The sequence below is a fragment of the Flavobacterium cupreum genome, assembly GCF_003996965.1.
Lineage (GTDB): Bacteria > Bacteroidota > Bacteroidia > Flavobacteriales > Flavobacteriaceae > Flavobacterium > Flavobacterium cupreum.
Window position 1 is genome coordinate 76788 of record NZ_QWDM01000010.1, and the last position, 26046, is coordinate 102833.

Consider the following 26046-nt stretch of genomic DNA (forward strand, 5'->3'; position numbering starts at 1 on the left):
AGTGGGTTTAGCACTTCCTAAGAAAAAGAAAGTGGCTAAACCCGTAACTAAAAATGTAAACCTTTTGAACATTTTATCAGAATGAAATTACTGCTTCGAACATAATTCCTTTAAAGCTGCCGCCAAAAAGATCGTTAGGAGTGGCCCCGTTAAACTGGGAGAAGTTTTTGTAGTTTTGATCTACATACTCCAATTTTGCCAGAATATTTTTAGTCATAAACCAGCCTGCTGCCCCTTCAAATCTGTTTATTTGAATAGACTGAGCGCTTGCGTTCGAAAGTTTTCCGTCGACTAAGTTGTATTTACCGCCCACATAAAATCTTTCATTTTCTCCAAAACGATACACAACATCCCCTACATATTGATTTATTTTACGGGTAGCATCAGTTCCTTTAAAATCACCACCGGAAGTAAACTCTAAAGTTCCAAAAAACTCAAGACCTTTGTATTTGATAAAAGGGTTAATCATGTAGGACGTTGCCCAGTTACCGTATCCGGGATTAAATCGCCCTGTGTCCTTATTCGCTGTTGGATCAAAGTTGTTGGCAACAGTACTGGTTGTAGTTCCTGTAGCGGGATCTATGATAGCATATTCAGGATGTGTCATTACACCATAAAAACGGCTTCCTGCCCTGTCAGAAGAATATAAATTTCCGCTGGAATTTGCCGTATGGTAATAAGATCCTGTTAACCTGATTCTTAAATCGTCATTAATTTGTTTGTCCCAGCCTAATTTTGCCAGAATAGAAGGGCTGATAGTTGTGTTGGAATCCGGTTTTGCAGTCGTTGCTGGTGCCGGAACAATTTCCTGAACATTCTGATTTAGTTTAGAGTTGGTAACTCCAATCATGCTCACAAATCCTGATCTGTTGTAATAAACTTCAGCTCCCATTTCTGTACTAAAGGCATCCATGATGTTATTCCCTACGAATGGATTCATAAGCGCATTTCCGTTGTCAGATCTTCTAAAATGCGCGTCACCGTAGTTATTCTCCATCTGACCAATCTTGATCGTTGTATATTGCATCAAATCAGCCAGGAAGTCTTTTTTAATGAAGTCAAGTTTATCAATTTGCAAATAACCTCCCTTCACCCAGGTTTCATTATGGTGTCTGGAAGCCAGGTAGACATCTAAGTTCACGCGGACACCATCATACAGTTGTGCACCAATCGTAAAGTTGGCATTTGGTAAATTAAAATTGTTTTCCAGATTGTTTAATCTGTAATTTGGCGCAGAAGCCAAATTCTTCTGATCGTTAAACGAATTTAAAGCCTGAAACTGAAGTGCAAAAGCTGCTCCCATATCAACGCTGATTCCTTTGTAGGCAACAGTGTCTTTTTTGACATCAAATTGATTAATTCCTTTCTGGTTTCTTGGGATTTGATTTTGGATATGTCCAAAACTAACTTGTGCATTAATGGTAAATGTGCTCACCAATGCTACAAGCAGGATATATATGTTTTTCATGATGTTTATAAATTATAGTTTAAATTAAATTTTAAGGTTAAATCTTGTCCCGTTTTGATAGTTCCCAGCATTGCAGTGGGTGATTTCATTCCGAAATCTGTAAAAGTGATTTTGTTAGATCCCTGCAGGTTTAATCCCTCTTTTGTAACAGTTGTTTTTACAGTTGTTTTAAGAACTTTACTGACACCTGCAATAGTATAGGTTCCGGTTAATTCCCAGGTAGTTTCGTTTACTTTTTCGGCAGTCTTCAGCACATAAGTAATGTTCTTGTTTTTATCTGTTTTTAAAGTCTGATAAGCTACCTTGTCCATGCTTTTTTTCTCACTCTTTATACTTTCTGCCAGAAGAGTTACAGAAAGTGATTCAATATCCGTTAATTTTGAATTGGCAATTGTAAAAGCTGCCGTTCCTGTTCCGGAACCTGACTTCATTTCCCAATCATGTAATGTTGAAGTTCCGGATACAGAAAAAGCTGATTTAGCATTTAAGGTATACGATCGCTGTGCCGATACAAATGAAGTAATTCCTAAGAATACCGCTATAAATGCGAATCGTTTGATTTTTTTAGTTTTCATTTTGTCATGTTTTTGTTTTAAAAAGGATAAGTTAAAAATGGATCGATTTCATTTAGTACTAAGGTTTCTATCTTTAACCCGATTCAAAGGTCTGCTCATAAAACGGTTGTTTTTATGATAAAAATCATTGTTAAAATTTTATTAAAATATTTAATTGATAACTACAACGTTCTCTCCTTTACAAGGAGCGCGAGTTATAAAAAACAAGTCTCTGCAATTAGTACAGAGCTCCCGTTTTAATTATTCAAAAATTCAGTTAATGACTATTATTGTTTTAATACTTATACTAATAAAGACAAAGAAGTCTTTTAGTCAGTATTTAATAAAAAAGAAAGTAAGTGTTGGCAGCTTTTGTTTCAGGAGAACAATGGAATTTTCATGAAAAGAAGTTTCGTTTTAGTTGATTTTAAATAAGAATGGTTATAAAAATCAGGAAAAAATAACAAAAGTGATTAACTTTGCACCATGCAAATCGAGAAGAAAGACATACGAGCCTTATCAAAAGATCAGTTACGGGATTTTTTTGTCGCCAACAACGACAAAGCTTTCCGTGGAAACCAGGTCTATGAATGGTTGTGGAGTAAAGGAGCACACAGTTTTGAAGATATGACCAATGTAGCGAAACCTACCAGGGCCATGCTGGAAAATAATTTTGTAATCAACCATATTAAGGTAGATACGATGCAGCGCAGTAGTGACGGAACTGTAAAAAATGCCGTTCGTTTACATGATGGCCTGGTAGTTGAATCAGTTTTGATTCCTACCGAAACCAGAACAACAGCCTGTGTTTCGAGTCAGGTCGGTTGCAGTCTGGATTGTAATTTTTGTGCAACGGCAAGATTAAAAAGAATGCGAAACCTTGAACCGGGAGAAATCTACGATCAGGTGCTGGCCATAGATAAAGAGAGCCGTCTGTATTACAACCATCCGCTTTCGAATATTGTTTTTATGGGAATGGGTGAGCCTCTGATGAATTATAACAATGTAATCAAAGCCATTGATATGATTACCTCACCGGAAGGTCTGGGAATGTCACCAAAACGTATTATGGTGTCAACCTCCGGAATTCCGAAGATGATCAAAAAAATGGCCGACGATGATGTGAAATTCAAATTGGCGGTGTCCTTACACTCTGCGATAGATGAGATTCGCGCCAAAATTATGCCTTTCAGCAAAAATTTCCCTTTGGCGGATTTGAGGGAAGCATTAGAATACTGGTACAGAAAAACCAAAAACAAAATCTCTTACGAGTATGTGGTCTGGAAAGGAATTAACGATGATAAAGCTTCAATTGATGCCCTGGTTAAGTTTTGTAAATATGTGCCTTGCAAGGTCAATTTAATTGAATACAATCCAATTGATGACGGAGAGTTCCAGCAAGCTTCTGAAGAATCTATCATGGCGTATATAAAAGCGCTGGAAAATATCGGAGTCGTTTGTAAAGTACGCAGAAGCCGCGGAAAAGACATTGATGCTGCTTGCGGGCAACTGGCTAACAAAGAAGGATAATATTTTACTGTAATAAATTCAAAAAGCATTAAAGACAAGTACAATCTTGTTTTTAATGCTTTTTTTGGGCAAAAAAGGTTTTCTTTTTAAGTAAGAATCCGAATCAGACCGCAGTGTTTTCTGGTATATTTTTTTAATTAATGGCTAAAAAATTGCGATACTAACCTTAATATATAACGTTTTTTTTATTTAAAATAGTATATTTGGGATCGAAATGAATATTACTTCTCAAATAAAACAGCCCATCTTTGACGAGATGGAACTTTTCGAAAAAAAGTTCCATGAATCGATGACCTCGAAGGTCGCATTGCTCAACCGAATTACCTATTATATTGTAAACAGGAAAGGGAAACAAATGCGCCCTATGTTTGTTTTTCTAACTTCAAAAATGGTTTCGGGAGGTGTGGTAAACGAAAGAACCTATCGCGGAGCATCGGTAATCGAGTTGATTCATACGGCAACTCTGGTACACGACGATGTTGTGGACGACAGTAACCGCCGCCGTGGATTTTTCTCGATCAATGCGCTCTGGAAAAACAAAATTGCGGTTTTGGTGGGAGATTACCTGCTTTCAAAAGGACTTTTGCTTTCTATCGATAATGGCGATTTTGATTTGCTTCGAATTATTTCTGTGGCCGTTCGCGAAATGAGCGAAGGTGAATTGCTTCAAATCGAAAAAGCCAGAAGACTTGATATTACCGAGGATATTTATTACGAAATCATCCGGAAAAAAACTGCTACCCTTATTGCAGCTTGCTGTGCCCTTGGCGCAAAATCGGTAATTGAAGACGATGTTCAGGTCGAAAACATGCGCAAGTTTGGAGAACTCATCGGAATGGCTTTTCAAATCAAAGATGACTTATTCGATTATAGTGAAGAAGCCATCGGAAAACCAACCGGTATTGATATTAAAGAACAAAAAATGACTTTGCCTTTAATTCATGTTTTAAACACTTGTACACCACAGGAAAAAAAGTGGCTGATCAACTCCATTAAAAACCACAATAAAGACAAAAAACGCGTCAAAGAAGTGATTGCTTTTGTAAAAGATAATAACGGCCTGTCTTACGCCGAAAATAAAATGGTGGAATTCCAGCAGGAAGCACTTTCCTTACTTCAGAACTTTGAAGATTCAGAATACAAAGACGCTTTGACTTTGATGGTGAATTATGTCATTGAGCGAAAGAAATAAGACGAAAATTTCATTAAGTCTTAATTTCTTTACTTAAAAATTCCTTACGCTTTCAATTGCAGTTTCATCATGATGTCCGTCTGCTCATCATTTCCTAATCTGAAAATGTGTTTGTCAAATTCAGCAAAGCCATTTTTCTTGTAGAAACTCAGTGCCCTGTGATTTTCTTCCCAAACCCCCAGCCATACATAATCTGCATTTTTATTTCTGGCAACCTGAATGGCTTTTTCGTACAGCACCTGGCCCACGCGTTGACCGTGGTATTTTTTTGGGACATAAATTCTTTCGATTTCAAGTGCTTTGCTATCCTTCAGTTCGGTTTGGGACTCTCCGAAGTTCAGTTTTAAATATCCGATTACGGTACTGTCCAGAACAGCGAAATAAAATTCGGAGTCGGGGTTTTGGAGTTCATTTGTCAATTTCTCTATTGAAAAATGCTCGTCTAAATATTTTTTCATGTCCTCCTCAGAATTGTCTCCTGAAAAAGTCTCGGAGAATGTCTGTTTACCGATTTTTTGTAATTGGTCAATATCGTTTAGCGTTACTTTTCGGATGTCAATATTTTTCATTTTATGCTGAAGTGTTTCTTTATGAGAGTGTAGTTGTAATTTCCATAGTTGCATTACATTCAAAAATACCAAATTAGCAAACGGTTTGCAACTCAACGACGAACTTTCGGTTAACTTTGGCAGGGAGTTGTAGTATTCGAATAAAATAATTAAATATTTTTTAAATTTTACCAATACCACTATTGATTTGTATATGAGTGTTTTAGAGTTGGTATTTGGAATTTTAACCCATAATCATCCGGGTTGGAATTTAAATATTTTCACCTTCATGCAACCATTTTGAATCTTCACTCGTCTATGCTAATAGAAGACTATTCGAAAAACAAAACCAGAACGCTTATTAATGAAAATTATTCGTTTACATCAGGAAGAAACCGAAATCATAAAGTTGGCCGTCGAAAATAACCGACAGGCGCAGCAGCAGATTTATAGTCGGTTTTCGCCAAAAATGCTGAGTGTCTGCAGACAATATATAAAAGACATTCAACTGGCCGAAGATGTAATGATAACTGCCTTTATGAAAGTATTTACGAACTTAAGCAGGTTTGAACACAAAGGAAGTTTTGAAGGCTGGATCCGCCGAATTATGGTTAACGAATGCATATCGTATTTAAGAGTTCAGAAGAAAGTGAAATTTGCCGAAGATGAGATGTATACCGAAGAAAGTTTTAATGCCATCGACAGCCAGTTTTCAACAGACCAGATTCAGTTTTTAATAGACGCTTTGCCTGATGGTTATAAAATGGTTTTCAATTTATATGCGATCGAAGGGTACAAACACAATGAAATTGCAAAGATGTTAGGAATTAATGAAGGAACATCGAAATCGCAATTATCGCACGCCAGAAAAATGCTGCAAACACAAATTAATATTTTAAAAAAACAAGAAAATGGAACCGAATAATTTTGAAAAGGATTTCCGTGAAAAGCTAAATCAGCGTAAGATTGAACCAAGCGACAAAGCCTGGGACCGATTAGACGCGATGCTGAGTGTTGCCGAAGAAAAGAAACCAAAAAAGAAAAATAAATGGCTGTATATCGCGGCCAGTATTGCAGGGCTTTTACTGGTGGGGACTTTCTTTTTGAATCAGGGGAAAAAGGTGGAGGTTCTACAAAATCAAATGGTTATTCAGGAAAACAGTCAAAAAGATTCCGTTGTAAAGCCAGGTTTTAAACCGATGGATTCCAGCAAAAATGAAATGGCAGTTTCAGAAAAAGAATCCCTTCAGAACGCTGAAAATTCAAAAGCACCAGAAAAAATTACAAAAAAAAAGGGAATTAATATAGTTAAGAATAAAGCAAATTCAATAGCGGAGGTTTCAATCATCAATCAAAACAATCAACAATCAAAACCGGGCAACAATCCAATCAATGTGCCTGAAATACCTAAAAACGAAACAGCAGAACAGTTGCTGAACACCGCAGAGAAAGCTGTGGTTGCAGAAAATTCAGCGAAGCCTAAATCGAAAATTAAAATTAATGCCAGCGATTTATTAAATCAGGTTGATGGCGAACTGGAACTTTCGTTCAGGGAAAAGGTAATTACCAAAGTCAATAAAAACTATCAAACAGTAAAGGTGGCGCTGGCAAACCGAAATCAACAGGAATAAACAATCAGCAATTAAAACATCATCAATCACAATCAATAATCAATTTTTAAAAAATCAATCAATCATGAAAAATTTTACCATTTATCTCGTACTCCTGGTCTTTTTATTTGTTAGTAAAGTGCTGGGTCAGGAAACCTTTGAATCAAGAGCAAAGCAAATTGCAAATAAAATCGAGAAGGTAACCAAAGAAGAAAAACAAGCATTAAAAGAAGAAATTGAAGCCTTAAATATTCAGTTATCGGAAGGCAAAATTACGCAGGCACAGGCGGATAAACGCAAAAAAGAACTGGCCGAAGCCCGTGCCGTAATTATTGAGGAAAAAGTTACTCTGGCCCAAAACGAACTTAACGATTTGGTACAGCAAAAAGTAGACGGCAAAATCAAAGAGGGAGATTCAATCAAAAAACATGGTTTGATGATTTACTGGAAGGACAAAGACTGGAGCGATAACAAAAGAAGCAAAGACTCCATTCATGGTGAAAAAAGAACTACTTCACAGTTTGTCTTCGCATTTGGACTGAACAATACAATGGCCGACGGAAAACTTCAGGATTCCAATTACAGTTTTATCGGTTCGCATTTTTACGAATGGGGTTTTACCTATAATTCAAGATTACTGAAAAACGATAATTTATTGCACGCCAAATACGGACTTTCGGTAATGTACAACAATATCCGTCCAACCGACAACCGCAATTTTGTGGTAAACGGAAACCAGACCAGTCTGGAAGTGAATCCCGTAAATTTGAATGAATCCCGTTTTAGAAATGTGTATATCGTTTTGCCGCTGCATTTGGAATTTGATTTTACCAAGCCCAAAGAAAGTAACGGAAAGACTTATTTCAGAACCCATAAAAGCTTCCGTTTCGGGATTGGCGGTTATGCCGGAATCAATGTAAAATCAAAGCAGATTTTAAAATTTGAAGAGGAAGATTTAAAATATAAAACCACGATAAAAGGGGATTATAACGTCAATAATTTTATTTACGGACTGAGTTCTTATATTGGATATAAAGACATGAGTTTGTACTTAAAATATGATTTGAATCCTTTATTTCAGGATAATTTAATTAAGAAAAATAATATTTCCTTAGGGTTACGCTTTGATTTGAATTAAGTATGAGTGAGTTTAGTTAGTTAAAAGTGCTTCGAAAGAGGCACTTTTTTTTATGTAAAATCGTTACATTTCAGGAAAGATTTTGTTTACTTTTACAGGCTCTCAACTTTAAAAATATTTTACGTTTTGATTTCACAAAGTACAATTGATTCTGTTTTTGAAACTGCTCGTGTAGAGGAGGTTATTGGTGATTTTGTCAATTTAAAGCGGGCCGGAAGTAATTTCAAAGGATTGAGTCCCTTCTCAGATGAACGCTCTCCGTCGTTTATGGTGTCGCCTGCAAAAGGTATCTGGAAAGATTTTAGTACAGGAAAAGGAGGGAACTCTGTGAAATTCCTGATGGAGCACTCCCAGTTTACCTATCCGGAAGCCATTCGCTATCTGGCCAGAAAGTACAATATTGAGATTGAAGAAACAGAACAAAGTGATGCCGAAAAAGCCATGACCGATGTTCGCGAGAGTATGTATCTGGTTTCGGAATTTGCCAAAGAATATTTTCATAAGACACTTTTAAATTCAGAAGAAGGAAAAGCAATCGGGCTTTCGTATTTTAAAGAGAGAGGTTTTACCAACGAAACCATCAAAAAATTTAGTTTAGGATATTCGCCGGAAACCTGGGATGCTTTGACTAAAGAAGCTTTGGGTAAAGGCTACAAGTTCGAATTTCTGGAAAGTACAGGTTTGACAATTGCCAGAGAAGATCGCCCTTTTGACCGTTTTAAAGGCCGTGTAATGTTTCCTATAGAAAGTATGTCCGGACGCGTTTTAGGTTTCGGAGGGCGTATTTTAACCAATGATAAAAAAGCGGCAAAATACTTAAACTCGCCGGAAAGTGATATTTACCACAAAAGTAAGGTGCTTTACGGGATTTTTCAGGCCAAACAATCAATAGCGAAGCAGAACAATTGTTATTTGGTGGAAGGCTATACCGATGTAATTCAGTTCCATCAGGCCGGGATCGAGAACGTTGTGGCTTCATCCGGAACAGCTTTAACACCGGACCAGATCAGACTTGTGAATCGTCTGACCAGGAATATTACCGTACTTTTTGATGGTGACGCTGCAGGACTGCGTGCTTCTATTCGTGGAATCGATTTGATCCTGGAGGAAGGAATGAACGTAAGGGTTTGTGCTTTTCCTGACGGAGAGGATCCGGACAGTTTTGCCCGAAAAAATTCCCATGACGATCTGGTGGCTTACTTAGAAGAAAACAGTAAAGACTTCATACAGTTTAAGGCATCGCTCCTCATGAAAGAGGCCAAAAACGACCCTATAAAAAAAGCCGACCTGATTCGGGATATGGTGGTTAGTATTTCGAAAATTCCGGATCGTATCCAGCGTGAAATTTATACGCAGGAATGTGCCCGGATTATGGATATTTCCGAGCAGGTATTGGTAAGTACTTTATCTCAGCTGATTCAGAAAGATATTGCAGAAGCCAATAAAAAGCAAAAGCAGGAACAAAAACCTTTTGAAGTTTTCAGAAACCAAAAGCCAAATAATACAGGATATTCGGGAGGGGATCCGGAAGATCCAAGAAACGGGCCGCCGGAAGATTATCCGGGAGAGCCGGGATATACAGCACCACAGCAAACCGAAAAGGTTGATATATTATACCGTCTGGAGCGAAAAGTAATCGAAATTTTATTGCTGTACGGAGATAAAACGGAAGTATTTGAAGATGTGCTTTTAAAAAGCAATGAAGAAGGGGAGATCGAAATGATTTCTGAAAAAAGGGAATATAAAGTGCATCAGCGAATTTACCTGAGTCTGCAGGAAGATGAGGTAGAGCTTTCGAATAATTTGTTTCGGGATATTTTTACGGATATCATGGCTTTCTATCATCAAAATGAAAAGTTCAGTCTGGAGCAATATCTAATGCGTCTGCAGCCTGATTTTGCTCAGGAAGTGACCGATATTTTGATGGAAGATGAAAAAGTATCACTTCACAATTGGGAGGGGCAGAATATTTTTGCGAAAGACAAACAGGCGGGTATTGCACAATATGTGACCGAAACTATTATGTCTATGCGCTGGTACCTGGTTGATAAAATTATAGAAGAATTAAAAAGCTCTATACAACCTGATAATTCAGATAATACAGAGCTTTTGTCTATGGTCGTTGATTACTCAAAATTAGTTAATGCATTTTCGAAAAAACTAGGAAGAGTAATGTCGCGATACCATTAAATAATTTCTAAAGTCTTAGCTTTGTTAACTAAGTCAACTAAATTAGTAACATTTAATTTAGTCAATAATCTTAGTTTGTAAGTACTGATCGTTTTTTCGTTCAGATTTAAGATTTTAGAGATTTCATTGTTTTTCTTACCGTCACTTAAGTAACGTAAAACCTCAATTTCACGATTCGAAAGTTTTCTGTAAAGACGTTCGCTCTTGCTTTGTTTAGCAATAAGGGCCATGTTTTTGCGAACAGTTTCGTTGATAATGATTTTTCCTTCATGTACTTTAATAATAGAAAGACCTAATGTTTCAAGTTTTTCTGTTTTGTGTACATACCCGGAAACTCCTGCTTTAATGGCATTTGGAGCATACATTTGTTCAGCCAGGTCGCTGAAAATCACAATTTTTGTCTTTGGGAAATTCTTTAGGATCGATTTAACTTCAAAGATGCTCGAAAGACCTTCTAACTCTAAGTCTAGAATTAGGATATCAATCTCCTTCGTCTGAAGAATATCTCTAACCATTGAAAAATTGCCGACATTGGCAACAATTGAAATTTGATCGTGGTCTTTAAAATAAGACTTAACGCCAAAGTGCGTAACAGGATGATTGTCTGCTAGACATACTTTAATCATAATTTTACCTTTTTAGAATTGTTCATGTTTTTTGGAACGGTAAAATTAATAAATAAATTCTGTAATTAATTACACACAAATGTTAAAAAGTTTTATTTTAACGTTTTTGGTATTAAACAAACCGGAATTGCATCCATTTTATGCTTGTTGCTGGTGTTTAAACGTTTATAAATTTCAAAGACAGATTTTTCTCTCCCGGTGAAGTCAGCTGGCGTCTTTCCTGACTCCGCGGCGATCATCGCCCATTCAAGTTCATCGTAACTGGCGCCTAATTGGTCTTCATCTGTTCTGTTGTCACCAAATAATCCATCTGTAGGTGCTGCAGTTAAAATTGAGTCCGGAATCGCTAAAAATTGTCCCAAAGCATACACATCTGACTTCATTAGGTCTGCAATTGGACTTAAATCGACGCCGCCGTCGCCGTATTTAGTATAAAATCCTACACCAAAATCCTCTACTTTGTTTCCTGTTCCGGCAACTAAAAGACCATTTATTCCTGCCAGATAATATAAAGAAGTCATTCTTAAACGGGCACGTGTATTCGCTAAAGACAAACTTACTTTCGCAGCGTCATCTGTTTGGGGTACCGAACTCTTAAAAGCTTCGAAAACAGCCGTCAGGTCAGTTTGTGTGCTCGAAACATTCGGAAAGCGTTTTTTTAACTGCTCAATATGCTCTCTTCCTCTTGAAACCTGATTTTCTGCCTGATGAATTGGCATTTCCACACATAAAACCTGTAATCCTGTCTGGGCGCATAAGGTAGAGGTAACCGCAGAGTCAACCCCGCCCGAAATTCCGATTACAAATCCGTTTACTTTTGCTTTAACAGCATAATCTTTTAGCCACTCTACGATGTGCTTATTTACTTTTTCTGTCTGAATGGTACTTTTTTTAGTCATAATAGGTCAGGTTTTAAGATACAGGAATGTATATTTGCAGAATTATTTTTTAAGTATGAATAATACTTGAATTCCAGCAACACAAATCTAATTAAAATAAAATGAAAATTTATCGCTTTATAGTGCTTCTGTGCTTGTTTTTTTTGTCTTGTGACCAGAAAAGCAAAGTTGAAAAAGAAGTTGAAGAAATCCCTGTAGATATTAAAGTGGAGCGTTTTGACAAAGTTTTTTTTGAAACCAAACCCGAAGATTTAGCGAAAGTAAAAAGACAATATCCGTTCTTCTTTCCTCCGGGAAATGATGATAATGTCTGGCTGAAAAAAATGCAGGATCCGATCTGGAGAGAAGTGTATACGGAAGTTCAGAAAAAATACTCCAATTTTGAACCGGTAAGAGAAGAATTCAACAGCTTGTTTCAGCATGTAAAATATTATTTTCCGGAAGTTAAAATTCCTAAGGTAATAACAGTGATTTCTGAAATGGATTATAATGCCAAAGCGATTTATGCAGACAGCCTGGTTATTGTCTCCCTGGAATTGTATCTCGGAAAAGAGCATAAGTTTTATGAGTTTCCCAATTACCTGAAACAAAATTTTGAAGAAAGACAGATTATGCCCGATGTGGTTTCCAGTTTTGCTTTTCGGAAAATTTCAGCGTCAGGAGACAGAAGCCTGCTTTCTCAGATGATTTTCGAAGGAAAACAACTGTATACAAAAGATTTGCTTTTACCGGAATATACAGATGCTGAAAAAATGGGATACACACCGGAACAAATCAAATGGTGTGAGGAAAACGAAAGTTATATGTGGCGTTATTTTATAGAAAATGAATTGCTGTACAGTGATGACCCGAAACTAAATACCCGATTTATAGCGCCTGCACCATTCTCAAAATTCTTTCTTGAAATTGATAATGATTCACCGGGAAGAGTCGGAGCCTGGATTGGATGGCAAATGGTGCGCTCTTATATGAAAAACAATAAAGTTGCCCTGTCGGAATTATTAAAAATCAATGCAAAAGAAATTTTTGAAAACTCAAAATATAAACCTAAGAAATAATGTCAGATACAATACACTCAGAAATTAAATTCAATATAGAATTAGACGAAAACCGTGTTCCGGAAAAATTAACCTGGAGCGCTCAGGACGGAGGAGTTCAGGCTGAAGAGGCCAAAGCCATTATGTTGTCAATTTGGGACAGTAAAGCCAAGGAAACGATGCGTATTGACTTGTGGACGAAAGATATGCCGGTAGATGAAATGAAAATTTTCTTTCATCAGACATTAGTAGCGATGTCAGATACTTTCAAGCGTGCTACAGACGATGAAAAAATGTCGGATACCATGAAGGATTTCTGTGATTATTTTGCAGAGAAACTTGAACTGACGAAATAAAATCCTTTCAGGAATTCCAATAAAGAAATTCCAAATTTGGAAAATCAATCAAAAAAATCCCAATTCCAAGCCTTCGACTTCGCTCAGGGTGACAGAAAGATTCAAAAAATAAGAAATCCCAAATCCCAATCGTACAATTGGAATTTGGGATTTTTTTATTGGAATTTTTTAAAATGTTGGAATTTGGAATTTAAAAATTTAGACTTTAAAACTGACTGTTGTTTTTAAAAACTTCCTGATTCACTTCATCAATATAATTTAAAACCTCGTCTTTTCCTGTTTGCTCTGTGGCAGAAGTCACGAAATAGTGAGGCATTTCTTCCCAGTTATTGGCGAACATCTGTTTTTTGTAAGCCGCAATGTGTGAGTCCACTTTTGTTCTGCTGATTTTGTCGGCTTTTGTAAAAATGATACAGAACGGAATTTCGCTTTCGCCCATATACGACATAAACTCAATATCGATGGCCTGGGCTTCGTGACGAATATCGATCAGTACAAAAGCACAAACCAGTTGTTCCCTGGTTTCGAAGTAATCCGTGATGAATTGCTGGAAAACCGATTTTGTTTTCTTGGATACTTTAGCGTAGCCATAACCGGGCAAATCGACCAGAAACCAATTGTTGTTAATCTTAAAGTGATTAATCAACTGGGTTTTTCCGGGTCTGCCTGAAGTTTTAGCTAAATTTTTATGATTGGTAAGCATGTTGATCAACGATGACTTACCTACGTTGGAGCGGCCGATAAAAGCATATTCCGGCAAAAAATCCTGTGGACATTTTGCAACTTCAGAATTGCTGATAATAAACTCGGCGGTATTAATTTTCATGTTTTTTGTGTTTAAGACCTCCTTAAAGTCGAAAGTCAGATGCTATAAATTCTTTTTAACGAGCCACTCTTCAAGAATATTATTGAATTCCTGAGGATGTTCCATCATAGCAGCATGTCCACATTTGTCTATCCAGTACAACGTTGAATTAGGCAATAATTTATCAAATTCTTCCGCCACATTCGGAGGCGTTACGGCATCATTTTTACCCCAGATAATACAGGTTTCCACTGTCATTTTCGGTAAATCTTTTGCCATATTATGTCGAATGGCACTTTTGGCGATTGTCAGTGTTTTAATCAGTTTGATACGGTCATTTACAGTAGCATAAACTTCATCAATTAACTCAGGAGTCGCGATTTTAGGGTCGTAAAAAACATCTTCAGCTTTCTTTTTGATGTATTCATAATCCCCTCTTTTTGGGTAGCTGTCTCCCATAGCGCTTTCATAAAGACCAGAACTACCTGTTATGACAAGTCCTGCGACTTTCTCCGGATATAACTTGGTGTGATAAAGTGCAATGTGTCCGCCTAGCGAATTACCCAATAAAATAACTTTGTCAAAACCTTTGAAAGTGATAAAGTCTTTTACGTATTTCGCAAAACTCTTTACGTTCGTTTTTAAAATGCTCTGAGTGTATATTGGCAAATCAGGGATAACAACTTTGTATCCTTTTGTTGGAAAATATTGCGCTACAGCATCAAAGTTACTGAGGCCTCCCATTAAGCCATGTAAAATAACGATAGGAGTTCCTTCTCCAGCTTCATAATAGCTGTACTTGCCTTCTTTTTTGTAGTGTTTGTCCATTTATTGTAATGCCAATTTCAATTTGGACAAATATAGGGTTAAAAAAATAAAAATGAATTTTTGCCACCCTTTTTTAACTAGATAATTTTTGTCGAATTACTAAGTGGCTAAAAGTCAGCTTGTAGGAGTGTTTTTAAGCATTGTATCGAATGTTAAAATATTTGCATAATAATTAGTTTTTTAAGAGAAAGGATGTGTATTTTTTGCAATTGTTAAACAATAATGTCTTTAAAATAATTTATATCTAAAGTGTTGATTGTCTATTGATTAATTATCAGGGGGTAAAAGTGGTTAAACTTATCAACAAAGTGGTATAAAGTGGTAGAATGTGGTATTTTTTTTTATATTTTTGCTGTACAACTATAGTAAAACATTTTCTTGAACACAATTGTAGGAACATATGAGTGTAAGGTCGATGCTAAAGGGAGGCTAATGATGCCTGCGCCCCTGAAAAAGCAATTGGCTTCTTCCCTTCAAAACGGATTTGTTTTGAAGCGCTCTGTTTTTCAGCCGTGTCTCGAGTTGTATCCGATGGAAGAATGGGATTTGATGATGCAGAAAATCAACAAACTGAATCGTTTTGTAAAAAAGAACAATGATTTCATCAGGAGATTTACGGCAGGAGTGAAAGTGGTAGAAATTGATGCATTGGGAAGATTGCTGGTTCCGAAGGATTTAGTAGCTTTTTCAGGTATTGCTAAAGATGTTGTATTCTCATCTGCGGTTAATATTGTGGAGATTTGGGATAAAGATTTATACGAAAAATCAATAAGCGGCGAAGATATGGATTTTGCAGATCTGGCCGAAGAAGTAATGGGAAATATTAATGACGACGACAATGGAATATCATAATCCGGTTTTGCTTCATCCGACAGTTGATGGTTTAAATATTAAACCTGACGGTGTGTATGTAGATGTTACGTTTGGCGGCGGTGGTCATTCAAAAGAAATTCTGAACAGACTGGGGCCAAACGGAAAATTATTTGCTTTCGATCAGGATGAAGATGCTTTGGCAAATGCATTGCCGGACGAAAGGTTTACCTTAATTAATGAGAACTTCAGATTTATAAAAAGATTTTTGCGTTTTCACGGTGTTAAATCGGTAGATGGAATCCTGGCCGATTTGGGCGTTTCATCCCATCAGTTTGATGTTCCGGAAAGAGGTTTCTCCACACGTTTTGATGCCGGACTGGACATGAGAATGAGTCAGAAAAATGATTTGAATGCCTATCGTGTAGTAAATGAATATGAAGAGCAGGATTTACGTCGTGTTTTTTATGATTACGGAGAATTGAAAAATGCTCCGGTTCTGGCAAGAACAATTGTAGAAGCCAGAGAGCATTACCCAATCAAAACGACTGACGAACTAAAAGAAGTGCTGGCTAAATATTTACCGGAAAGAGTCCGAAACAAAATACTGGCGCAGATTTACCAGGCGATTCGAATTGAGGTGAATCAGGAAATGGATGTTCTGAAGGAATTTATCGAGCAGTCATTAGAGATCCTGAATCCGGGAGGAAGATTGTCCGTGATATCGTACCATTCTTTAGAAGACAGACTGGTAAAGCGATTTATTAAAAACGGAATGTTTGAAGGAGAACCGGAAAGAGATTTCTTCGGAAATTTTTCAGTACCGTTTAAAACTATCGGAAAACTGATTGTTCCTGATGATGCAGAAATCAAGATAAACAACAGAGCAAGAAGTGCAAAATTAAGAATTGCTGAAAAGGTATAATTAATAGGTAAGATGAAAAGTGGAGTATTTAGCATATTAAAAGCAAGATTTCTGATTAACGATGACGCCGTGAAAAACTGGAGGTTCATTGTTTTTATCATTCTGCTTGCTATAATAATGATTGCCAATACGCAGCGCTACGAGCAAAAGGTTTTTGAAATTGCAAAACTGAATAATGATGTAAAAGAATTGCGATCAGAATTTGTAGACCGCCGTTCAGAATTAATGAAGTTGAAAATGGAGTCAACGATATCGGATAAGATGCTCGAAAAGCAAATTTTCCCGTCAACGGTGCCTCCTGTGAAAATAGAAGTCAAAAAAGAAGAAGAAAAAAGTTTCCTTAAAAGAATATGGCAGTAGAAGATAAACATATATCCTACAGAATTTACCTCGTAGCAGTTTTCATCTTTTTGATGGCAATTGCTATTGTTGTTAAATTGACCAATATTCAATGGGTTGAAGGGGATTATTACAGAAAATTAGCAAAACAGCGTACCGTTCGGAATTTTGTAATTCCGGCAAACAAGGGAAATATATATTCGGCAGACGGAAGTTTACTGGCAACCTCTATTCCGAATTACGAGATTCGTTTTGATGCCAAAGCGCCAAAAACAGAAACTTTCGAAAAACATGTAAAAGCATTATCAGATTCATTGGCGACTGTTCTGGACAGGCCGGGAGGTTTTTACGAAAAAGAATTGAGAAAAGCCCGCGAAAATAAAAACCGATATTATTTGATTGCACGCAATCTGAGTTATACGGATTATGTAAAAATTAAAGGATTCCCATTATTCAATTTAGGAGCTTTCAAGGGCGGGATTATCATCGAACAGGAAACAGTCAGAAAACATCCGATCGGGAAAATTGCAGAAAGAACCATCGGTTACGACCGAATTGACCCGGCAACAGGAGTAGAAGTCGGGAAAGGAATTGAATGGGCTTTTAAAAGTTACCTGAACGGAAAAGACGGAAAAATCCTGAAACAAAAAATTGCCAAAGGACAGTGGAAACCGATTCGTGATGTAAATGAAGTGGATCCAATTGACGGGTATGATGTGATTTCGACAATTGATGTTTTTATTCAGGATATCGCGCACCACGCTTTGCTGAAACAATTAGAAGATTACGAAGCAGATCATGGTTGCGTTGTGGTGATGGAAACGGAAACAGGTCATGTAAAAGCAATTTCAAATTTAGGAAGAGCAGAAGACGGATCGTATTATGAAACCACAAATTACGCTGTTGCAGAATCTCATGAGCCGGGATCGACTTTTAAATTAGTCGATTTAATGGCAATTTTAGAAGATAAAGTAGCCGATACAAGTACTGTTTTTGATAGTCACAACGGACAAGTGAAATATTATGGCCGTTCTGTTACTGACTCGCACAGAGGTGGTTATGGTAAAGTTTCATTAGCACGTGGTTTTGAACTTTCGTCCAATACAGTAATGGTTCAGGCGGTTTATGAAAATTATAAAAGCAATCCGTCCAGGTTTGTGAATCACATTAAGAGTTATGGTTTAGATAAGCCATTGGGATTGCATTTTAAAGGAGAAGGAAGACCGTATATACCACAACCGGGGGACAAACACTGGTCCGGAATTTCACTTCCGTGGATGGCTTTTGGATATGAAGTTTCAGTGACACCAATGCAGACACTGGCATTTTATAATTCTGTAGCCAATAACGGCGTAATGGTAAAACCGCAATTCGTCTCTGAAATTAAAGAATGGAATAAAACCATTAAAAAATTCGATACAGAAGTGATTAATCCAAGGATTTGTTCACCGGAAACGATTAAAAAACTGAGAGCTGTTTTGTTGAATGTGGTTAAAAAAGGAACGGCTTCCAAATTGTATTCGAAAGATTTTTCGATGGCAGGAAAAACAGGAACGGCCCAAATGAATTATGGAGGAAAAGAAGGAAAGTCAGCCTTGTATTATGCTTCCTCTTTTGTGGGGTATTTTCCGGCAGATCATCCTAAATATTCTTGTATTGTGGTAGTGCACAAACCGAATACATCAAAAAATAATTATTACGGAGCAGACGTTGCAGGGCCGGTTTTTAAAAGAATTGCCCAAAAGATATTTACAGATGCGCCATCCACCAATAAAATCAAACAACTGGATTCGAGAATTCCAAAACAGGAAAACAGTTATAACGAATATTACGCGAAGGCAGAAAAGAAAACAAAACAAATTCCGAATTTAAAAGGAATGCCGGGGATGGATGCCATTGCTTTACTGGAGAATTTAGGTTTAAAAGTAAAAGTAAACGGAGTAGGGAAAGTTAAAAAACAGTCGTTGCAGGCTGGACAGCAGATTAGTAAAAACGAAACCATAGTATTAGAATTATCGTGAAAATACTGAAAGACATATTATACAAAGTAGCTATTGAATCTGTAACGGGTTCAACGGATATCGATATACATAAAATTGAGTTTGACTCCAGAAAAATCGAAGAAAAAGACGTTTTTGTAGCCATTCGCGGATCACTTTCCAATGGTCATGATTTTATTGAAAAAGCAATTCAGTTAGGGGCTGTTGCTGTTATTTGCGACGAGTTGCCGGAAAAACTTGAAAAAGGGATTACTTATATAAAAGTTGCAGATACCAATTCGGCTTTGGCTTTTATGGCCGCTAATTATTTCGGAAATCCTTCCGAAAAATTAAAATTAGTAGGGGTAACCGGTACAAACGGAAAAACAACGATTGCTTCCTTATTGTTTCAATTGTTTGAAAAAGCAGGTTTTAAAGTTGGTTTGTTGTCGACCGTAAAAATCATGGTAGATCAAACGGAATATAAGGCTACACATACCACTCCGGATTCAATTACCATCAATCATTATCTGAACGAAATGATTGAAGCGGGCGTAACACATTGTTTTATGGAAGTGAGTTCACACGGAATTCATCAAAAGAGAACAGAAGCGTTGCATTTTGTGGGTGGGATTTTCACGAATCTGTCGCACGATCATCTGGATTACCATCCGACTTTCGCAGAATACAGAGATGTAAAAAAATCGTTTTTTGATTCACTGCCCAAAACAGCTTTTGCGTTATCCAATAGTGATGACAAAAATGGGGCTGTAATGCTGCAAAATACAGTTGCCAGAAAATTTACCTATGCCTTAAAATCGTATGCTGATTTTAAAGCACAGATTTTAGAAAGTCAGTTATCCGGTTTACTGTTAAAAGTAAATGATAATGAAGTTTGGGTAAAACTAATCGGAACTTTCAACGCATACAACGTTCTGGCGATATACGGAACTGCCGTAGAGCTGGGAATGGATAGTCTCGAGGCGTTGCGTTTACTCTCTGATTTAGAGAGTGTTTCGGGGCGTTTTCAGTACATAGTTTCAGAAGGAAATATTACCGCGATCGTCGATTACGCACATACACCGGATGCTTTGGACAATGTTTTAAAGACCATTAACGATATCCGTACCAAAAACGAACAATTAATCACAGTTGTCGGCTGTGGGGGAAATAGGGATAAAACAAAAAGACCAATTATGGCAAAGATTGCGACAGATCTTAGTGATAAAGCAATTTTAACGTCTGATAATCCAAGAAATGAAGATCCGGAAGTGATTTTAGATGAAATGGAAAAAGGCGTTGAGGCCCATAATTATAAAAAAGTATTACGAATTACCGATCGAAAACAAGCCATCAAAACAGCTTGTCAATTGGCTCAGCCCAATGATATTATCCTGATTGCAGGAAAAGGCCATGAAACCTATCAGGAAATAAATGGTGTTCGCCATCATTTCGACGATATGGAAACCGTGAAAGAAATTTTAAATCAACTAGGGAAGTAACAAAATAAAAATTTCAATTTTCAAATTCCAAAATCCAATTGAATCGTTGGGATTTGGGATTTTAAAAATTGGAGTTTAAGTTTCAAAAACGAAATTTAAAATAAAAGATATATGCTATACTATTTATTTGAATATTTAGACAAAACATTAGACATACCTGGGACAGGTGTTTTTCAGTACATCACTTTCAGATCGGCTTTGGCATTGATGCTTTCGCTGCTTTTATCTACGATTTACGGGAAAAGAATCATCAACTTTTTGCGCAAACAGCAAGTGGGTGAAACCGTTCGGGAGTTAGGTCTGGCAGGTCAGAATGAAAAAGCGGGAACCCCGACAATGGGAGGGCTGATTATCATTTTCGCCACACTGGTGCCTGTTTTGTTATTTGCACGTCTGCATAATATTTACATCGTACTGCTTATCGTAACGACCCTTTGGATGGGGATAATTGGTTTCGTGGATGATTATATTAAAATATTCAAAAAAGACAAACAAGGACTGAAAGGAATTTTTAAAGTTATCGGTCAGGTAGGTTTAGGGATTATTGTAGGAGCGGTATTGTATTTCAATCCTGCCGTGACAGTGCGAACAGATACCGCAAGAACAGATATTTACAAAAATGTCAATACGACAGTGGTTTTGCCTGCACCGGTCGAAGAAAAATCAACCGCAACAACAATTCCTTTTGTTAAAAATAATGAGTTTGATTATGCTGAAATCTTAGCTTTTACAGGAGAAGGATATGAGAAATGGGCGTGGCTGATTTTTATTCCGGTCGTTATTTTTATCATCACTGCTGTTTCTAACGGAGCTAATTTAACGGATGGAATTGACGGACTCGCCGCTGGAACCTCGGCCATATCGGTTCTGGCGCTGGGGATATTTACGTTTGTTTCCGGAAATATAATTTTTTCAAATTATCTCAATATCATGTACATCCCCAATTCGGGAGAAATGACGGTTTTTATATCGGCTTTTGTTGGTGCACTGATCGGATTTCTTTGGTACAATTCGTATCCCGCCTCTGTTTTTATGGGAGATACAGGAAGTTTAACCATTGGAGGAATCATTGCCGTTTTGGCCATTGCAGTTCGTAAAGAACTATTGATTCCGCTTTTGTGTGGAATCTTTTTGGTCGAAAATTTCTCAGTGGTTTTGCAGGTGAGTTATTTCAAATTTACCAAAAAACGTTTCGGCGAAGGCCGCAGGATTTTCCTGATGTCACCCTTGCACCATCACTATCAGAAAAAGGGATATCATGAAAGTAAAATTGTGACCCGATTCTGGATTGTTGCGATCATGCTAGCCATTTTGTCAATCGTTACCTTAAAATTAAGATAGATGAGACTGGTAGTATTAGGAGGAGGAGAAAGTGGTGTAGGTACCGCTATTCTCGGAAAGAAAAAAGGGTATGATGTTTTTGTATCTGATTTCGGAAAAATAAAAGAAAACTACAAAGAAGTTCTTATCATTAACGGGATTGCATGGGAAGAAGAACAGCATACCGAAGACCTGATCCTGAATGCCGATGTGGTTATGAAAAGCCCTGGAATTCCGGATAAATCGCCTATAGTAAAAAAACTGACAGAAGCCGGAGTCAGCGTGATTTCGGAAATTGAGTTTGCTAAACCTTTCACGGAAGCTTTGACGATTGGAATTACCGGAAGTAATGGTAAAACAACCACAACAATGCTCACGCACCATCTGCTGAAATCAGCAGGATTGAATGTTGGTTTAGGAGGGAACATCGGAAAAAGTTTTGCCTGGCAGGTAGCCGACAATAAATTCGACGCCTATGTGCTTGAGCTAAGCAGTTTTCAGCTTGACGGAATTGTAGCATACAGGCCTGATATTGCCATAATTACGAATATTAGTCCGGATCATTTAGACCGGTACGAATATAAATATCAAAATTACATCGATTCAAAGTTTCGAATAACAATGAATCAGACCGAAAGCGATTACCTTATTTACGATGCAGATGATGAGGCAATTGCAGAATGGTTAAAAAATAACAAAACAAAAGCAAAATTAATTCCTTTCTCATTGTCTAAAAAATTCGATGAAGGGGCTTCTATAAATAACAACAAAATGGAAATAAAGATCAACCAAGAAGAGTTTACAATGGAAACAGAATACATTGCGTTAGAAGGAAAACATAACATGAAAAACGCAATGGCAGCAAGCTCTGTAGCAAAATTGATGCAAATTAGAAATGCAACAATACGCGAAAGTTTATCTAATTTTCAAGGTGTCGAACACCGTTTGGAAAAAGTATTAAAAATTCAGAATGTACAATACATCAACGATTCGAAAGCAACAAATGTAAATGCTACATTCTTTGCCTTAGACAGCATGAACGTTCCAACAGTATGGATTGTAGGCGGAGTCGATAAAGGAAATGATTACAATGAGCTGATGTCACTAGTTCGCGAAAAGGTAAAAGCAATTATTTGCCTTGGAGTTGATAACCGCAAAATTATTGAAGCTTTTGGAAATGTTGTAGACATCATGGTCGAAGTAAACAATATGAGCGATGCCGTAAAAACAGCACAACGCCTTACTGAAAAAGGAGATACCGTATTATTGTCCCCAGCCTGCGCCAGTTTCGATTTATTCGAAAACTACGAAGATCGTGGAAAGCAGTTTAAGCAAGCGGTTCATAACTTGTAATTTTAGATTTCTGATTTCTGATTTTAGATTGTTTTCTAAACTTTGAAATCAAAAAAAAGTTTTTGAGATGACGACTGAGGAGATGAAGGTGAGGACAAAAAAGTTCTCTTTGAAGATAATTGATTTAGCTGAAAAATTACCTGTTACATACGTTGTAAAAGTAATTGCAAATCAAATTGTGAGAAGTGGTACATCTGTAGGAGCTAATTATCGGGTAGTTTGCAGAGCAAGAAGTGATAAAGAATTTGTTGCTAAAATGAATATCGTTTTAGAGGAAGCGGACGAAACTTTATTTTGGTTAGAGATTATAAAAGAAAAGAATTGGAGTGATAAATCAGAGTTAGAAATAATCCTGAAAGAAGAAAATGAGTTAACAGCTATTTTCGTCAGCAGTTTAAAAACAGTAAACAATAGAATTAATAATATAAAACCGAAGGTTTAAGAATAATCTAAAATCAGAAATCTAAAATTATGAAAGAGCTGGTAAACAAACTAAAAGGAGATAGGGTAATATGGTCATTCGTGGCTTTATTGGCGCTGTTTTCGTTTATGCCTGTTTTTAGTGCGAGTAGTAATCTGGCCTATATTGGTCACGGAACCGGAAACACGCTGGGGTATCTGGTCAAACATCTGGCACATATTTGTATCGGATTCCTGATTATCTATTGGGTTCATAAAGTGCCGTACCATTATTTCAGGGCCATTTCAAAGATAGCATTGCCGGTTGTCTGGATTTTGCTGTTGTATACGTTGCTGAAAGGAACCGTAATTGCCGGGGCAAATGCAAGTCGTTGGATTCAGGTGCCGTTTATCGGAATCACGTTTCAGACATCAACGCTGGCCTCTATTGTTTTGTTCATTTATGTGGCGCGTTATTTGTCAAAAACAAAACAAGAAAACGAGCCGTTTCAGACGTCGTTAGTACAGCTTTGGGTTCCGGTTTTTATAACCTTAGCCTTGATCTTGCCGGCGAATTTCTCTACCACCGCATTGATTTTTTCGATGGTGATTATGCTGACATTTATAGGGAAATATCCAATAAAATACATAGCATTTATCATAGGGTCAGGAGTAGCCATGCTGTTGTTTTTCCTTCTGATTGCAAAAGCATTTCCGGAATCGCGATTTTTCAGCAGGGTAGGAACCTGGGGAAGCCGTATTGAAAACTTTACGACAGATAAACCCGATGAAGATGATTATCAGATTGAAAAAGCAAAAATCGCCATTGCATCCGGAAGATTCGGAGGTTTAGGACCCGGAAAAAGCGTTCAGAAGAACTTTTTGCCGCAATCCTCTTCCGATTTTATCTATGCCATTGTTGTGGAAGAATATGGTTTAGTTGGCGGGGTTTCGATCTTGCTGCTGTATTTATTGTTATTGTTCCGATTTGTGATCGCTTCGCATAAAGCCAATACATTATTTGGGAAATTAGTCGTCGTCGGACTCGGTTTTCCGATGATCTTTCAGGCGATGATCAATATGGCGGTTGCAGTTGAATTACTGCCGGTAACAGGGCAGACACTTCCGTTGATCAGTAGTGGAGGTAGTTCCATCTGGATGACCTGTTTTTCGCTCGGAATTATCATTAGCGTGACCAAAAAAGACGAAGAAATTGTAGAACAAGAACTGGAAAAGGAAAGAAGAAAAGAAGCACTTCAAAGACTGATAGATAAAGAACTGGCCGAAGAAGATTTGCCCTTGATGAAAGAGAAGAAATATATGAAGAAGAACAAATGTATTCCATTGCCGATAATTCCGGAAATCCGATGAATGCAGTTTTAAACAAATAAGATTAAAAAGAATAATTTTTAGAGCGAATAACTTTTAAAAATATGGCAAATTATAAATTCATATTAAGTGGCGGCGGAACAGGAGGACACATCTATCCTGCTATCGCTATTGCTAATGAATTAAAAGCACAATTTCCTGATGCAGAGTTCCTTTTTGTCGGGGCTAAGGATAAAATGGAAATGCAGAAAGTGCCTCAGGCAGGTTATGAGATAAAAGGCCTTTGGATCGCTGGTTTGCAAAGAAAATTAACATTGCAGAATTTGATGTTTCCTCTAAAACTGGCAACAAGTTTGCTGGAGTCCAGACGAATCATCAGACAATTCAAACCAAATGTGGTAATAGGAACGGGAGGATTTGCGAGCGGCCCTTTATTGCAGGCAGCCGGAGGAGCAGGAATTCCCACAGTAATCCAGGAACAAAATTCATTCCCGGGAATTACCAATAAATTGCTGAGTAAAAAAGCGAATGCAATTTGTGTGGCCTATGAAAATTTAGAACGTTTTTTTCCTAAAGAAAAAATCATTCTGACCGGAAATCCTGTTCGTCAGGATTTAATAGATATCGACAGCAAACGTGATGAAGCAATCGCTTTTTACGGTTTAGATCCGGACAAAAAGACATTATTGGTTTTAGGCGGAAGTTTAGGAGCCAGAAGAGTCAATCAGTTGATCGAGAAAGAATTGCAAAGTTTTCTTGCGCAGGACGTTCAGATCATCTGGCAATGCGGAAAATTATATTTTGAGGATTATAAAAAACACGCTCAGCAGAACGTAAGGGTGGTTGATTTTATTGAAAGAATGGATTTTGTGTACGCTGCGGCAGATGTGATCATTTCACGTGCAGGAGCCTCATCCGTTTCAGAATTATGTATTGTTGGAAAACCGGTTATATTTATTCCGTCACCTAATGTAGCCGAAGACCATCAGACCAAAAATGCACAGGCCATTGTAGAGGCAAAAGGAGCGATTTTGCTGAAAGAATCAGAACTGGACAGTCAGTTTAGTATTGTTTTTGAAGCTTTGGTGAAAGATCATGGCAAACAAAAACAATTGAGTGATAACATCAAAAAACTGGCGATGCCAAATGCTACGAAAGTTATTGTAGATCAGATTAAAAAGTTGTTATAATGTAACTTTTTATAATAATTATAGAACATCAAAGGAATTGAACTATGTTATTTTAGGCATTTTTGATTCATAAGCAAAAGAAAATACAAAGGCTTAAGGACTAGTTTTTTATAAAATAT

24 protein-coding genes and 1 pseudogene are annotated in these 26046 nt (G+C 37.2%); 18 read left to right on the top strand and 7 right to left on the bottom strand.

Features of this window, described 5'->3' with window-relative positions; translation table 11 throughout:
- Window positions 1-76 precede the first annotated feature (76 nt).
- Window positions 77-1468, bottom strand: a complete 1392-nt coding sequence (locus D0817_RS15910) for a hypothetical protein (RefSeq protein WP_127339369.1) — start codon at window positions 1466-1468, stop codon at window positions 77-79.
- 5 nt (window positions 1469-1473) lie between these two features.
- Window positions 1474-2043, bottom strand: coding sequence for a YceI family protein (locus D0817_RS15915; RefSeq protein WP_127339370.1), 570 nt, complete (start codon window positions 2041-2043; stop codon window positions 1474-1476).
- A 465-nt stretch (window positions 2044-2508) separates the two neighbouring features.
- Here D0817_RS15915 and rlmN point away from each other — a divergent pair, with 465 nt between their 5' ends.
- Window positions 2509-3552 (top strand): dual-specificity RNA methyltransferase RlmN, encoded by a 1044-nt coding sequence (rlmN, locus tag D0817_RS15920; protein WP_127339371.1) that lies wholly within the window; start codon window positions 2509-2511, stop codon window positions 3550-3552.
- 214 nt (window positions 3553-3766) lie between these two features.
- Window positions 3767-4744 carry a polyprenyl synthetase family protein gene (locus D0817_RS15925; RefSeq protein WP_127339372.1) on the top strand — a complete coding sequence of 326 codons (978 nt, stop codon included), beginning with the start codon at window positions 3767-3769 and terminating at the stop codon, window positions 4742-4744.
- A 44-nt stretch (window positions 4745-4788) separates the two neighbouring features.
- Here D0817_RS15925 and D0817_RS15930 read toward each other — a convergent pair whose 3' ends face one another.
- Window positions 4789-5313 (bottom strand): GNAT family N-acetyltransferase, encoded by a 525-nt coding sequence (locus D0817_RS15930; RefSeq protein WP_127339373.1) that lies wholly within the window; start codon window positions 5311-5313, stop codon window positions 4789-4791.
- A gap of 343 nt (window positions 5314-5656) precedes the next feature.
- Here D0817_RS15930 and D0817_RS15935 point away from each other — a divergent pair, with 343 nt between their 5' ends.
- The 4 genes from D0817_RS15935 (at window position 5657) to dnaG (ending at window position 10230) form a co-directional block, all read left to right on the top strand.
- Window positions 5657-6217: an RNA polymerase sigma factor gene (locus D0817_RS15935; protein ID WP_127339374.1), complete on the top strand. Its 561-nt coding sequence runs from the start codon at window positions 5657-5659 to the stop codon at window positions 6215-6217.
- Window positions 6204-6923, top strand: a complete 720-nt coding sequence (locus tag D0817_RS15940; RefSeq protein ID WP_127339375.1) for a hypothetical protein — start codon at window positions 6204-6206, stop codon at window positions 6921-6923. Before D0817_RS15935 ends, D0817_RS15940 begins: the two co-directional genes overlap by 14 nt.
- Window positions 6924-6987: 64 nt before the next feature.
- A complete protein-coding gene (locus D0817_RS15945) occupies window positions 6988-8040 on the top strand; it encodes a F0F1 ATP synthase subunit B family protein (protein ID WP_127339376.1) in 1053 nt (350 codons plus the stop codon).
- 126 nt (window positions 8041-8166) lie between these two features.
- Window positions 8167-10230 carry a DNA primase gene (dnaG, locus tag D0817_RS15950; RefSeq protein WP_127339377.1) on the top strand — a complete coding sequence of 688 codons (2064 nt, stop codon included), beginning with the start codon at window positions 8167-8169 and terminating at the stop codon, window positions 10228-10230.
- On the opposite strand, the gene D0817_RS15955 is transcribed toward dnaG, so the two are convergent.
- Together D0817_RS15955 and nadE are read right to left on the bottom strand one after the other, a co-directional pair.
- Window positions 10227-10856, bottom strand: a complete 630-nt coding sequence (locus tag D0817_RS15955; RefSeq protein ID WP_026730588.1) for a response regulator transcription factor — start codon at window positions 10854-10856, stop codon at window positions 10227-10229. The two genes, dnaG and D0817_RS15955, sit on opposite strands and share 4 nt — an antisense overlap.
- 92 nt (window positions 10857-10948) lie before the next feature.
- Entirely contained in the window at window positions 10949-11755 is an 807-nt protein-coding gene (gene nadE, locus D0817_RS15960) for an NAD(+) synthase (RefSeq protein ID WP_127339378.1), read from the bottom strand.
- A 101-nt stretch (window positions 11756-11856) separates the two neighbouring features.
- Between nadE and gldB the strand changes: the two genes are divergently transcribed.
- Window positions 11857-12813 carry a gliding motility lipoprotein GldB gene (gene gldB, locus D0817_RS15965; protein ID WP_127339379.1) on the top strand — a complete coding sequence of 319 codons (957 nt, stop codon included), beginning with the start codon at window positions 11857-11859 and terminating at the stop codon, window positions 12811-12813.
- Complete coding sequence (gldC, locus tag D0817_RS15970; protein WP_167470950.1) at window positions 12813-13148, top strand: gliding motility protein GldC; 336 nt, start codon at window positions 12813-12815, stop codon at window positions 13146-13148. The genes gldB and gldC overlap by 1 nt, the downstream gene beginning before the upstream one ends.
- Before the next feature lie 205 nt (window positions 13149-13353).
- Here the strand turns inward: gldC and yihA are convergent, their stop codons facing one another.
- A complete protein-coding gene (yihA, locus tag D0817_RS15975) occupies window positions 13354-13974 on the bottom strand; it encodes a ribosome biogenesis GTP-binding protein YihA/YsxC (protein ID WP_127339380.1) in 621 nt (206 codons plus the stop codon).
- A 42-nt stretch (window positions 13975-14016) separates the two neighbouring features.
- Window positions 14017-14781: an alpha/beta fold hydrolase gene (locus D0817_RS15980; protein ID WP_127339381.1), complete on the bottom strand. Its 765-nt coding sequence runs from the start codon at window positions 14779-14781 to the stop codon at window positions 14017-14019.
- Between the two features lie 378 nt (window positions 14782-15159).
- Here D0817_RS15980 and D0817_RS15985 point away from each other — a divergent pair, with 378 nt between their 5' ends.
- The 10 genes and pseudogenes from D0817_RS15985 (at window position 15160) to murG (ending at window position 25927) form a co-directional block, all read left to right on the top strand.
- A complete protein-coding gene (locus D0817_RS15985) occupies window positions 15160-15633 on the top strand; it encodes a division/cell wall cluster transcriptional repressor MraZ (protein WP_127339382.1) in 474 nt (157 codons plus the stop codon).
- The gene (rsmH, locus tag D0817_RS15990; protein ID WP_193555363.1) at window positions 15608-16516 is read left to right on the top strand and encodes a 16S rRNA (cytosine(1402)-N(4))-methyltransferase RsmH; all 909 of its coding nucleotides are present in this window, start codon (window positions 15608-15610) and stop codon (window positions 16514-16516) included. Before D0817_RS15985 ends, rsmH begins: the two co-directional genes overlap by 26 nt.
- Window positions 16517-16528: 12 nt before the next feature.
- Window positions 16529-16876, top strand: a complete 348-nt coding sequence (locus tag D0817_RS15995; RefSeq protein WP_127339384.1) for an FtsL-like putative cell division protein — start codon at window positions 16529-16531, stop codon at window positions 16874-16876.
- Entirely contained in the window at window positions 16867-18876 is a 2010-nt protein-coding gene (locus D0817_RS16000) for a penicillin-binding protein (protein WP_127339385.1), read from the top strand. The genes D0817_RS15995 and D0817_RS16000 overlap by 10 nt, the downstream gene beginning before the upstream one ends.
- Window positions 18873-20336 carry a UDP-N-acetylmuramoyl-L-alanyl-D-glutamate--2,6-diaminopimelate ligase gene (locus D0817_RS16005; protein WP_127339386.1) on the top strand — a complete coding sequence of 488 codons (1464 nt, stop codon included), beginning with the start codon at window positions 18873-18875 and terminating at the stop codon, window positions 20334-20336. Before D0817_RS16000 ends, D0817_RS16005 begins: the two co-directional genes overlap by 4 nt.
- Before the next feature lie 111 nt (window positions 20337-20447).
- A complete protein-coding gene (mraY, locus tag D0817_RS16010; RefSeq protein ID WP_127339387.1) occupies window positions 20448-21677 on the top strand; it encodes a phospho-N-acetylmuramoyl-pentapeptide-transferase in 1230 nt (409 codons plus the stop codon).
- Complete coding sequence (gene murD, locus D0817_RS16015; protein WP_127339388.1) at window positions 21678-23009, top strand: UDP-N-acetylmuramoyl-L-alanine--D-glutamate ligase; 1332 nt, start codon at window positions 21678-21680, stop codon at window positions 23007-23009.
- A gap of 82 nt (window positions 23010-23091) precedes the next feature.
- The gene (locus D0817_RS16020) at window positions 23092-23451 is read left to right on the top strand and encodes a four helix bundle protein (protein ID WP_262708225.1); all 360 of its coding nucleotides are present in this window, start codon (window positions 23092-23094) and stop codon (window positions 23449-23451) included.
- A gap of 29 nt (window positions 23452-23480) precedes the next feature.
- Window positions 23481-24799, top strand: a pseudogene (locus D0817_RS16025) (FtsW/RodA/SpoVE family cell cycle protein).
- Window positions 24800-24841: 42 nt separating this feature from the next.
- The gene (gene murG / locus D0817_RS16030; protein WP_127339391.1) at window positions 24842-25927 is read left to right on the top strand and encodes an undecaprenyldiphospho-muramoylpentapeptide beta-N-acetylglucosaminyltransferase; all 1086 of its coding nucleotides are present in this window, start codon (window positions 24842-24844) and stop codon (window positions 25925-25927) included.
- Window positions 25928-26046 lie beyond the last annotated feature (119 nt).